This is a genomic window from Streptomyces sp. NPDC088400 (assembly GCF_044753355.1).
Classification (GTDB): Bacteria; Actinomycetota; Actinomycetes; order Streptomycetales; family Streptomycetaceae; genus Streptomyces.
This window is the reverse complement of the sequence record NZ_JBIVMZ010000004.1, coordinates 571,064-582,591: the sequence shown is the minus strand read 5'-3', so window position 1 is coordinate 582,591 and position 11,528 is coordinate 571,064. Positions and strand designations below refer to the sequence as shown.

The window sequence follows — 11,528 nt, the reverse complement described above, 5'->3', positions numbered from 1 at the left end:
GCCTGCTGCGGGCCTGAGGTGTGCGGCAGGCCTCAGGCGGGCGCAGGCCTCGGGCCCGTCTGGCATTCGGCGGCCGGGGGCCCGAGGCCTGCGACGGCATTCAGCGACCGGGTCCCCATGCCTGCTCAGCGCCTCGGGTCCCCCGCGAGAAACGGCTGAGGGGCGAACGCGTGACGCGCTCGCCCCTCAGCCGTACTCGTACTGATCACTGCTAACTGCTACTGGTCCGGGAACCTCAGGAGCTCACTGGCCCTGTTCGTCGCGGCGACGCTGCCACCGCTGCTCGATGCGGTTCATCATCGAGCGACGTTGTCCGGGTTGTCGTTGGCCGGTCTGCGGAGCGCCCGATGCCTGCTGCTCACCAGGTTTCGGCGCCTTGCGCCAGCCGGTGACCGCCAGGACCGCACAGCCCAGCATGACGAGGAAGCCCACCACACTGATCCAGATCTGCTGGGCGACCATTCCGGCCATGAGGAGCGCGATTCCCACCAGGAAGCCTGCGACCGCCTGGTAGACCCGTCGCCGGGTGTATGTACGCAGCCCGCTTCCCTCAAGCGCTGTCGCGAACTTGGGATCTTCGGCGTACAGCGCTCGCTCCATTTGCTCGAGCATTCGCTGCTCGTGCTCCGAGAGCGGCACGGAGTCCTCCTAGTCGTCGGTCGCGGGGGGCGACCGTTATGCGGCCCCTTCAAGGATAGGCAGGGAATCGCCCCCGTGAAACCCGCCCTCAACGCCATTTCGCCATTCCCGACCGCCATGTCGGCTCGGCCGCTGAGGCGTTGATTCCCCAACCATCGAACCGTCATGCCGAATGGTCTACCCCGATCATACGGCGCTCAGCGCTCCGCCGGGGGGCCTGTGGCGCACTCCATGCGCCGCTGCGCCGCTGATCAGCCACGGCGTGGCCCTTTCGGACACCTTTCACCGGCTTCGGGACGGCCTGCGGTCAGTCCCGCTTCTCGCCCAGAACGTGCAACTGGGTGGCCACGGAATGGAAAGCGGGCAGCTCGGCGGCGGCCGTCTCCAATTCCAGCAGGGCGTCCAGTGCCCCGGGCTGGGTGTCCACCAGTCCGCCGGGGACCAGGTCGCTGAAAACCCGTACGCCGTGTACGGACCCGACCGTGAGACCGGCGTCACCGACCAGGTCCGTGAGCTGTTCGGCGGTGAAGCGCCGGGGCACGGGGTCGCCCTCGCCCCAGCGGCCCGCCGGATCGGCGAGCGCCTGCCGGGCCTCGGCGAAGTGCCCGGCGAGGGCCCTGGCCAGAACCGCGCCGCCCAGACCGGCGGCCAGCAGACTGAGCGCTCCGGCCGGACGGAGCGCGTCGACCGCGTTCCGTACGCCCTCGGCCGGGTCGTCCACGTACTCCAGGACGCCATGGCACAGGACGGCGTCGAAGCCTCCGCGCTCGACCACGTCGAAGAGGCCGTGAATATCCCCCTGGACTCCGCGGACGCGCTCGGCCACGCCCGCTTCGGCCGCCCGGCGCTCCAGCGCGAAGAGCGCGTTCGGGCTGGGGTCGACCACGGTCACCCGATGGCCCAGACGGGCGACGGGCACCGCGAAGTTGCCCGTCCCTCCTCCGGTGTCGAGCACGTCGAGGGTGTCCGTCCCCGCTGCCTTCACCCGGCGGTCGAGGGCGTCCTTGAGGACCTCCCAGACCACGGCGGTACGGAGGGAGCCGCGGGGGCGCGATGGCGTCTTTCCACCGGAAACAGGGGAAGGGTCCGACACGGCAGTTGACTCCTTGGCGCGGTGCCGCCCCGAGCGGTGGGGCGTGGAACAGTGCAGGCTGCGTCCACCCTATTGCCTTCACCACCCGTCACCGTCTTCACCACCCGTCACCGCCTCCGCGGCCCGTCACCACGCCCGCGGCCCGTCGCCGCTGCCACCGTCCGGTCCGGTCACTCAGCGGCATCACCTCGCGGCGGCTGTCCGGCCCGGGGCCGGGGCAGCTCCGGTTCGAGTACCAGCAGCCGCTCCACCAGGCGCAGGAACATGGCCACATCACGCAGCAGGTCGTCGGCGTCGCGGCTGCCCACCGCACCCTTTATGCCCGCCTCGGCGCGCGCCCTGCGTGGGGCACCCGAGGCGAAAAGAGAGCTCCACTCGGACAGTTCGGGCGCGATCTCGGGCAGGACCTCCCACGCGCTCCGGATACGCCGGCGCCGCTGACTGGTGGCCTCCGGGCGGCCCCGGGCCGCGAGCATCGCGGCAGCGGTACGCAGGGCGGCGAGATGGGCCGTGGCATAGCGCTCGTTCGGAGTGTCCAGGGTCGCGGCCTCATCGAGCCCCCTGTGCGCCTGGGCGAGCAGGTCGAGGGCGGCGGGCGGCGCGGTGGTGCGCCGCTGGACGGGGTGGACATCGCCGGGCGGTCCGGTCAGTGAGGGTGCAGGGCCGTCTGTACGGCGCCGGCGTGCGGCACCGGCGTAGGAGCTGGCCATGACGGAGCCTCCTGTCGTCGTGTAACGGCATCGTGGCCGTATGTGTCCATCCTGAGGGGCACCACTGACAATCGGCCCTGACCTGCGGTTTTGCCTCGCTCGCCAGTTCGGAGTAGTTTTTGAACTGACCAGTCAGTACAAAGAAAACGGCCTGGGGAGGGCGCGTGGTCAGCCGAGAGGACGACCGGGACAGCCAGGACGGCGAAGGCGAAGGACCCGACACGCACGGCACACCCGACACACACGGCGTACAGGGTGCGCATGGCATCCTCGGCGCGGCCGTCAGCGCCGAGGACTTCGGGCTCAAGGGGTCGCGCGGCTGGGTGTTCCGCCACGTACGGATCGACGCCGCGCCCGGAACCGTCGTCGCGATCGTGGGTCCGTCGGGCTCGGGCCGTACCTGCCTGCTGCTCGCGCTCACGGGCCGGATGCGACCGACCGAGGGCCGGGCCGAGGTCGGTGGGCTGGCCCTGCCGCGCGCCATGGCCGCCGTACGCCGGATCAGCTCCCTCGGCCCCGTCCCGGGCGTCAGCGATCTCGATCCGGCCCTGACCGTCGCCGAGCATCTGCGCGAACGCGCCCTGCTGCAAAGACGGTTCGGGGGTTCGCTCCGCGCCCTGCTGCGTCCGCGCGCCGAGCGGGCCGCCGAGGCCCGTGGCCGTATCGATGCCGCGCTGACGGCCGCCGGGCTCGACCTGGCCACTCTGCCGAAGGGAGAGCGCACCTCGGTGCGCGACCTGGAGCGGCTGGAGGCTCTGCGCCTCTCGGTGGCTCTCGCACTGATCGGCCGGCCACGGCTGCTGGCCGTGGACGACCTGGATCTCAAGCTCTCCGACACCGGCCGGGCCGAGGCCTGGCAGCTCATGCGGTCCGTCGCCGACGGCGGCACCACGGTGCTGGCCGTGTGCAGCCAGGCTCCCGAGGCCGGCGCCGGTGCGGACGGCGTGGACGGCATCGTCCGTACGGAGGAGTCGAAGGACCAGCCGAACGAGGACACCGAGCACGAGGAAGGGGCAGCCGATGCGCTCGCCGAAACTGGCCGCGCTTGAGCTGAAGCGGTTCGGCAGGGGAAAACTGCCGGTCGCCGCGCTCGTCGCGATCATGCTGCTGCCGCTGCTGTACGGCGCGCTGTACCTGTGGTCCTTCTGGGATCCGTACGGACGGCTCGACCGCATCCCCGTCGCGCTCGTCAACGACGACAAGGGCGCCACCGCCGCCGGCCGGAAGATCACAGCCGGCGACGAGATCACCCAAGGACTGCGCGACAGCAAGGTGTTCGCCTGGCACGAGGTGAGCGCGGCCGAGGCGCGCAAGGGTGTGGAGGACGGTTCGTACTACCTCTCCCTGACCATGCCGGCGGACCTCAGTAGGAGGATCGCGTCCAGTTCCGGCGACGCACCCGAGACAGGCGCGCTTCAGGTGCGTACGAACGACGCCAACAACTACATCGTCGGCCAGATCTCCCGGACCGTGTTCTCGGAGGTGCGGACCGCTGCCTCGACGAACGCCTCCCGCTCCTTCCTCGACAAGATCTTCATCTCCTTCTCCGACATCCATGACGCCACCGAGAAGGCGGCCAGGGGCGCCGACAAGCTCAAGGGCGGTATCGGACAGGCCAAGAAGGGTTCCAAGGATCTCGCGGACGGGCTGAACACCGCCAAGGACGGCAGCGGTGAGCTGGCCGGCGGTCTGACGAAACTCAACAAGGGCGCGGCCGATCTGGAGACCGGCTCCCAACAGGTCGCCGACGGAACCCAGTCGCTCGCCGACAAGGTCAACGGCGTGGCCACGGACGTCCGTCCGTACCTCAAGGACAACGGGAAGACGATCGCCGGCTCGGCGCGGCTGGTGGCGGATTCGTCCCGGACGATACGGGACAACCTCGACCTGCTCGTGAAGTCCGCCCCCACTGCCGCGACCAGGGCGCGACAGGCCTCCGACGAACTGAACACCGTCTACCGAACGCGTTGCGAGAACCTCCCCGGGACGAGCGCGGGCTCCGCAACGGCCCCCGAAGAGAACACCGGCACTGGCACGGAAACGGGAACGGAGACGGGCTCGGGAACGGAGACGGGCTCGGGAACGGGAACGGGAACGGGAACGGGAACGGGAACAAGCCCCGGTGCAACTCCCGCCGCCACGACGGTCGTTCCCGATCCCTCCGCCTGCCCCGCGCTCAAGCGCGCCAGGACCGCCGCCGCCGACGTGGCCGAGGTCGCCGACGACGTCAACGCCCTCGTGAAGACCAACAGCGGCGACCTCAAGAAGCTTGACGGCCGTCTCGCCACACTCCAGAAGCAGGCGAACGACCTCGCCGAGCGCGCGCCTCACCTGGACGAGAACCTGGAGACCGCCGTCACCAGGATCAACGCGCTCAACACCGGTGCCAAGAAGGTCGCCAAGGGCGCGGACCAACTGCACACCGGACTGGCGGGCGCCAAGAAGGGCTCCACCACGCTCGACACCGGCATCGGCGATCTGGAGACCGGCGCACACTCCCTCGACGGCGGGCTCTTCAAAGTCGCCGACGGATCGGCCGAACTGGCCGGCGGCCTGAACGACGGCGTCGGGAAGATCCCCGACTACGACCGGAAGGACCGGGACCGGCGTACGGATGTGATGGCCGACCCCGTCCAGCTCGCGTCACGCTCCATGCACGCGGCGCCCAACTACGGCACCGGCTTCGCCCCGTACTTCATTCCACTGTCCCTCTGGGTCGGCGCGATGGTGGCGTACATGCTGATCCAGCCCATGAACCGGCGCGCACTGGCCGCCGGCACCTCTTCCTTGCGCATCGCGATGGCGGGCTGGCTGCCGGTCGCCGCGATCGGTCTGCTCCAGGTCGGCGCGCTGATCTCCGTACTGCACTGGGCCATCGGCCTGGAGATGACCCACGCCGCCGGCACCGTCGGCTTCCTCGCCCTGGTCACCTGCTGCTTCACGGCGATCGTCCAGTGGCTCAACGCCCGCTTCGGACCGGCGGGCCGGATCCTCGTCCTGGCACTGCTGATGCTCCAGCTGACCTCGGCCGGCGGCACCTATCCCGTACAGACCAGTCCGGGCTTCTTCGGTGCCATCCACCCCTTCCTGCCGATGAGTTACGTGGTCGAGGCGCTGCGCCGGCTCATCACCGGCGGCGGACTCGGTCCGGTCTGGCAGGCCTGCGCCGTCCTCGCCGCCTTCACCGCGGGCGCGCTGGCGCTGACCGCCCTGTCCGCGCGGCGCAAGCAGGTGTGGACGCTCGACCGGCTGCATCCCGAGCTGAGCCTGTGAGCGTGGCGGGCCGGTGGGGCGGGGACCTGTGACAATCGTCGCCATGGACAGCTCCAGCACCCGCCGCCAGGCCACCCGGCAGAAGCTCTACGAGGCCGCCGTAACCCTCATCGCCGAGCAGGGCTTCTCCGCCACGACGGTGGACGAGATCGCCGAGCGCGCCGGGGTCGCCAAGGGCACGGTCTACTACAACTTCAAGAGCAAGACGGAGCTGTTCGAGGAGTTGCTGCGGCACGGCGTCGGGCTGCTCACCTCCTCCCTGCGGACCGCCGCCGACGAGACGTCCGAGCGCGACGGCAGCAAGGTCGAGGCGCTCGACGCGATGATCAGGGCCGGCCTGGTCTTCATCGACCGCTATCCGGCCTTCACCCAGCTGTACGTCGCCGAGTTGTGGCGGACGAACCGGGCCTGGCAGTCGACGCTGCTGGTGGTGCGTCAGGAAGCGGTCGCGGTGGTCGAGACGGTACTCAAGGAGGCCGTCGAGGGCGGTGAGTTGAGCGACGAGATCGATATTCCGCTGACGGCGGCGGCGTTGGTGGGCATGGTGCTGGTGGCGGCTCTGGACTGGCAGGCGTTCCAGCCGGAGCGGTCGATAGACGATGTGCACTCGGCGCTCTCGTTGCTGCTGCACGGGCGGGTCGGCGGGCGCTGACACCGACCGCCCCGCCCCGCACGGAACGGTCCGGCCCTCACGGAACAGCACAACGCACGGAACGGAAAAACGTCGGCCCGGTGAGGCTCAGTCCCCCCTGAGCCTCACCGGGCCGACGCGTTCCCCCGTGTCTCCCCCGTTTTCCCCCGTGCCTTGCTTCCCCCGTGCCCCCTGCTGCTCCCCCGTTCCCCGTACCTTGCTTCCCCCGCTATCCCCCGTACCCGCACCCCCGTGGTGCCGGAGAGCCCGCTTCCCCGTGATCCCCCGTGATCCCCCGTGGTCGCTGGGCTCCCCGTCCGCACCCCCGTGCCGGCAGGGGAGCCGCGCCGTTTCCGCCGCCCCGTGTCGGCGGTTCCGGCGCCGCGCCCCTTCCGTGGTCTCCACTCTTCCGTCTGCGCAGGTGGCGCCCCATCCGCGTCCCTACTCATCTCCCGTACTAGGTACGGGTACTCAGGACTCCGCACTCCTCCCCACCGCGCGGAGAAACGCCTGGCCACAGACGGTATTTCCCGACCGCCGGGCTGACGTGTCAGTGCCGGTCGTTACAGTCATCCGCATGGCACGGATTGTGGTGATCGGCGCCGGGATGGGCGCCATGGCGGCGGCCGCCCGGCTGGCTGTGGCGGGCCACCGGGTGACGGTGTACGAACGCGCGGCGACCTACGGCGGGTCGGTGGGCCGGTTCGAGCGGGACGGATTCGTCTTCGACACCGGGCCCGGTCTGCTGCATCTCCCGGCCGTCTACCGCGATCTGTTCGTCAAGACCGGCAAGGAGCCCCTGGAGAAGTGCGTCCAGCTCGACCAGGTCGACCCGGCGAGCCGCCATGTCTTCGCGGACGGCACCGACGTACGGCTGCCGAACGCGTCGCGCGGCGGTGTGGTCTCCGCTCTGGACGCGGCGCTCGGCGCGGGCGCGGGTGAGCGCTGGGGGGCGTTCCTCGGCCGGGCCAGGGACGCCTGGGACCGCTCGCGCCGGCCGTTGCTGGAGGAGCCGCTGTGGGCAGACCGGCAGGTGCTCGGGCGCGATCCGTATCCGGCCGTCCGGCACCGGCGACTGCTGCGCGGCGCCCGGCAGGCCGCCACGGTCGCGGAGATCGGCGCCTGGGAGCTGGCCGACCCCCGGCTCGCCGCCCTGCTGGACGGGTACGCCCTGTCGTACGGCCTCGACCCGCGGCACGCCCCGGCGAGCGCCGCCCTGCTCCCGTATCTGGAGCAGACCTTCGGCAGCTGGTATGTGCGCGGCGGGATACGGGAGTTGGCGCGGGCGGTGTACGAGCGGTGCGTGGCCCGCAAGGTGGAGTTCGTCTTCGGGGCCGAGGTGACCCGGATCGTCGAGAAGGACGGCGCGACCGCCGGGATCGAGCTGGCGGACGGCACGGTCGTGACGGCGGACCGGGTGGTCGCGGGCGTCGCGCCGGAGCGTCTCGTGGAGCGCGACCTCCGGGAGGACGGTGACGTACGGCCGGGGGAATCGGCCGGCGGCGGCGCCCTGGTGCCCGGACGGTTCACGGTACTGCTGGCGCTGCGCGGGGCACGGGACGGGGACGCGGCGCACCGCACGGTGGTGCACTCCCCCGACGGAAGCGCCGAAGCGGCCGAGATCTTCGCCGGTGGCACGGCGCGGCGCCCGACGGTCACGGTGCTGCGGCCCGACGACCCGGGGACGCGCCCCGACGACGGCCATGAGGCGGTGACGGTCACGGCGACGGTCGCGCCGCACGGCCCGGTGGACTGGTCCGACGGGGCGCTGCGCGAGCAGTACGCGGATGTGCTGGTGGCGGCGGCCGAAGCGGCCGTGCCGGGAGTGGCGGAGCGGCTCGTCCGGCGCGAGGTGCGGACGCCCGCCGACACGGCTGCGGAGACAGGGGCGACGGGCGGCTCGGTCCCGGCGCCCGCGCTGGCCGGAGCGGGAGGCCGGCTGCTGCGTCCGTCGAACGTCACCCGGATGTCCGGGCTCTATCTGGCGGGCGGCTGGGCGCATCCGGGCGGCGGGCTCGCCCACGCCGGGATGTCGGGGGCACTGGTCGCGGGGCTGATCGTCGAAGGAGCGGGCTTCCGGGGCTCACAGTGACGGCGCGCGGTCCGAGCCGCACCTCCGGTCCGAGCCGCACGCTCCGGTCCGAAGAGCTTCCCGGCACAGCCAGAATCTCCCGGGGAGGGTGACTGGCCTGCCGGGGACTGCCTGTCGGGCGAAGGGCTGCCCGGCCGACGGTCCGCCGCGCCACGGCCCATCCGGCGAGGCCACTGACCACTGCACCGCTGGCCGCTGCACCGCTGACTGCCCGTCAGTAGCGGTACTGCTGGTCGTTGTAACCGGGGTCGTAACCGGGGGGCTGCGGCTGGTCCCCGTCGCGGTCGCGCTGCTGCGGGACCCAGACCCCGCCGGGCGGAGTGTCGTTGCCGTACTGCTCCTGCCCCCCGTAGGGGTCGGCGTACTGCTGCTGGCCACCGAAGCTGTCGTACGAACCGTACTGCTGACCGCTGTTGGCCGAGCCGACGTACGGGTCGGAGTACGCGGCGTACTGCTGCTGGCCGTTGCCGTAGTCGTACTGAGCCGCGTAGTCGTCCTGGCCGGTGTAGCCGCCCTGGTCCGCGTAGGTGCCCTGGCCGGAGTAGGCGTCCTGCGCCCCGTACGTTCCCTGGCCCACGGGCTGCTCATAGGGGTAGGTGCCGTATCCGCCGCCGTACTCGTTCGTGCCGGAGTGGTGCGGCTGTCCCGGTGTCCGCGCGTCCTGGGCCGCGTCGTTGTAGACGCCGTACTGCCCGGTTTCGTCGGGCATCGGCTCCGGCTCGTACACCGGGGAAGTCTCGGCGGCCGACGGCGCCGCCTCGTACGCGGCGGTGGTCTCGGCGGCGGAGGTCACCGGCTCGTACTCCAGATCCGAGACCTCCAGCGCGGGCTCACGGTCGGCGGCCTTGCCACCGGGCCTGCGACGGCGGCTGGCCCCCGGGCGGCCGCCGATCGCCCACCCCGTGGAGAAGCCGCGGCGGAAGGAGAGCGTCACATAGGTCTGGCCGATCGCGAACGCGATCGTGCCCACGGCGATCACGAAGACGGAGGGCACCAGGACACCGAGCACCACACCCATGAATCCGGTGAAGGCGAGCAGGCGCCAGCGCAGTCGCGCCTTGTACTGGAGCAGCACCTCGCCCAGCAGCCACAGTGCCACGATGCCGAACGCGATATAGAGGACCGTCCAGCCCATGCCCGCCCCTCTCTTGCGGTCACCGCCCCGGGACAAGGCGGGTACGGCCGGTCACGACTGCTCGTGCAGTCCGAGATTCTCGTAGATTTCGAGCGTCGCAGTGGAGTTGTTGAGTGTAATGAAGTGCAGGCCGGGGACGCCCTCGGAGAGCAGACCGGCGCAGAACTCCGTCGCGAACTCGATGCCAATGGAGCGTACAGCGGCGGGATCGTCCTTGACCGAGAGGATCCGCTCTTTCAACTCCCGCGGGAAGACCGCGGTACTGAGCTGCGGCAGCCGCTCCAGCATCTTGACGCTGGTGACCGGCATGATCTCGGGAATGATCGGTGTCGCGCAACCCGCGGCCCCGACCCGGTCGCGCAACCGCAGGTAGCCCTCGGGTTCGAAGAACATCTGCGTGATCGCGTAGTCGGCACCGGCCCGGCACTTGTCCACGAAGTGGCGTATGTCCGAGTCCCAGTCGGAGGAGCGCGGATGCATCTCGGGGAAGGCCGCCACCCCGACGCAGAAGTCCCCGGACTCCTTGATGAGGCTGACCAGTTCGGCGGCGTAGCGCACGCCCTGCGGGTGCTTGACCCACTCACCCATGGGGTCGCCGGGCGGATCGCCGCGCACGGCGAGGATGTTGCGGATCCCGGCGTCGGCATACTGCCCGACCATGTTCCGCAGTTCGGCGACGGACTGGCCGACCGCGGTGAGATGCGCCACCGGCGTGAGCGTGCTGTCGGAGGCGATCTGCTGGGTGGCCTTGACGGTGCCCTCGCGGGTGGAGCCGCCGGCGCCGTAGGTCACGGAGACAAAGCTCGGGGCCACCGCTTCGACCCGGCGCAGCGCGTTCCAGAGGTTGCGCTCACCCTTCTCGGTCTTGGGCGCCCAGAACTCGAACGAGAAGGAAGTCTTGCCGGTCGCGAGGAGATCACGCACGGTCAGTGCGTGATCCGATCTGGTCGAAGCTGTGCCAAGGGCCATACATGCAGGCTATCGATGGCACGGCGCTCACCCAACCGTGCCAGGGGATTTGCCGGGTTTGCCGGTTAACTGTCCACTGTTCGGACACCTACGACCGACCGGCGAACACCCGTGAACACCCACCGGACACCCGCCGGACATCCGCCGGGCGACTGCCGTGCCGTACGGCACCACGCCCACTGACCCGGTGCGTCCACACCTCACCCGGTGCGTCCACGCGTCACCCGGTGCGTCGGCCGTCACACCGCGCGGTCACCCGTCACAGCGCGCGTTCCCGCACCCGCTTGGCCAGTGCGGCCGAAGCCTCTGCCGGGTCGTCGGCCTCGGTGATCGCCCGCACGACGACGACCCTGCGGGCACCGGCGTCCAGCACCTCGTCGAGACGGGCCGCGTCGATCCCGCCGATCGCGAACCACGGGCGCTCCGTGGCCAGCGACGCGGCATGACGCACCAGATCGAGCCCCGGCGCGTGACGGCCGGGCTTGGTCGGGGTGGGCCAGCACGGGCCCGTACAGAAATAGTCCACGCCTGGTTCGACGGCAGCCGCGTCCACCTCGGCCTCGGCATGGGTCGAACGGCCGATCAGCGGGGCCTCCCCGAGGATCGCGCGGGCCGCGGGGACGGGCAGGTCGCCCTGTCCCAGATGCAGTACGTCGGAGTCGATGGCATGCGCCACATCGGCGCGGTCGTTCACGGCCAGCAGCGCGCCGTGGCGGCGGCAGGCGTCGGCGAAGACCCTGAGGTGGTCCAGCTCCTCGGCCGCCTCCATGCCCTTGTCCCGCAGCTGCACGATGTCCACGCCCGAGGCGAGCACGGCATCGAGGAACGCGGGAAGGTCCCCCTGCCGCTTGCGCGCGTCCGTACAGAGGTAGAGCCGGGCATCGGACAGCGCATGAGCCGTGGGCATGAAAAAAGATCCCCCGTCGGGTCGGCGGTGTACGGCGACTGATGACCGCGCGGCGCGGTCATGGCGTCGCCGTACACCG

The 11,528-nt window shown here is 70.9% G+C and carries 10 protein-coding genes; 4 read left to right on the top strand and 6 right to left on the bottom strand.

Annotated features, from left to right (window positions below):
• Positions 1 to 243: 243 nt before the first annotated feature.
• The 3 genes from ACIQD6_RS13885 to ACIQD6_RS13875 form a co-directional block, all read right to left on the bottom strand.
• Positions 244 to 639: a DUF3040 domain-containing protein gene (locus ACIQD6_RS13885; RefSeq protein WP_401881647.1), complete on the bottom strand. Its 396-nt coding sequence runs from the start codon at positions 637 to 639 to the stop codon at positions 244 to 246.
• 307 nt (positions 640 to 946) lie between these two features.
• Positions 947 to 1,663, bottom strand: a complete 717-nt coding sequence (locus ACIQD6_RS13880) for a methyltransferase (protein ID WP_401881755.1) — start codon at positions 1,661 to 1,663, stop codon at positions 947 to 949.
• Positions 1,664 to 1,902: 239 nt separating this feature from the next.
• Positions 1,903 to 2,442: an SAV_6107 family HEPN domain-containing protein gene (locus tag ACIQD6_RS13875; protein WP_401881645.1), complete on the bottom strand. Its 540-nt coding sequence runs from the start codon at positions 2,440 to 2,442 to the stop codon at positions 1,903 to 1,905.
• 266 nt (positions 2,443 to 2,708) lie between these two features.
• On the opposite strand from ACIQD6_RS13875, the gene ACIQD6_RS13870 reads away from it, so the two are divergent.
• The 4 genes from ACIQD6_RS13870 to ACIQD6_RS13855 all read left to right on the top strand — a co-directional run bounded on the left by ACIQD6_RS13870 (position 2,709) and on the right by ACIQD6_RS13855 (position 8,438).
• The gene (locus ACIQD6_RS13870; RefSeq protein ID WP_401881754.1) at positions 2,709 to 3,491 is read left to right on the top strand and encodes an ATP-binding cassette domain-containing protein; all 783 of its coding nucleotides are present in this window, start codon (positions 2,709 to 2,711) and stop codon (positions 3,489 to 3,491) included.
• A complete protein-coding gene (locus ACIQD6_RS13865; protein ID WP_401881644.1) occupies positions 3,463 to 5,715 on the top strand; it encodes a YhgE/Pip family protein in 2,253 nt (750 codons plus the stop codon). Before ACIQD6_RS13870 ends, ACIQD6_RS13865 begins: the two co-directional genes overlap by 29 nt.
• A gap of 43 nt (positions 5,716 to 5,758) precedes the next feature.
• Complete coding sequence (locus ACIQD6_RS13860) at positions 5,759 to 6,367, top strand: TetR/AcrR family transcriptional regulator (RefSeq protein ID WP_401881642.1); 609 nt, start codon at positions 5,759 to 5,761, stop codon at positions 6,365 to 6,367.
• 556 nt (positions 6,368 to 6,923) lie between these two features.
• Entirely contained in the window at positions 6,924 to 8,438 is a 1,515-nt protein-coding gene (locus ACIQD6_RS13855) for a phytoene desaturase family protein (protein ID WP_401881641.1), read from the top strand.
• A gap of 214 nt (positions 8,439 to 8,652) precedes the next feature.
• Here ACIQD6_RS13855 and ACIQD6_RS13850 read toward each other — a convergent pair whose 3' ends face one another.
• The 3 genes from ACIQD6_RS13850 to thiE all read right to left on the bottom strand — a co-directional run bounded on the left by ACIQD6_RS13850 (position 8,653) and on the right by thiE (position 11,449).
• A complete protein-coding gene (locus tag ACIQD6_RS13850; protein WP_401881639.1) occupies positions 8,653 to 9,573 on the bottom strand; it encodes a hypothetical protein in 921 nt (306 codons plus the stop codon).
• A gap of 51 nt (positions 9,574 to 9,624) precedes the next feature.
• Positions 9,625 to 10,542 (bottom strand): methylenetetrahydrofolate reductase [NAD(P)H], encoded by a 918-nt coding sequence (gene metF / locus ACIQD6_RS13845; RefSeq protein ID WP_401881637.1) that lies wholly within the window; start codon positions 10,540 to 10,542, stop codon positions 9,625 to 9,627.
• Between the two features lie 259 nt (positions 10,543 to 10,801).
• Entirely contained in the window at positions 10,802 to 11,449 is a 648-nt protein-coding gene (gene thiE, locus ACIQD6_RS13840) for a thiamine phosphate synthase (protein ID WP_401881636.1), read from the bottom strand.
• Between the last annotated feature and the right edge of the window lie 79 nt (positions 11,450 to 11,528).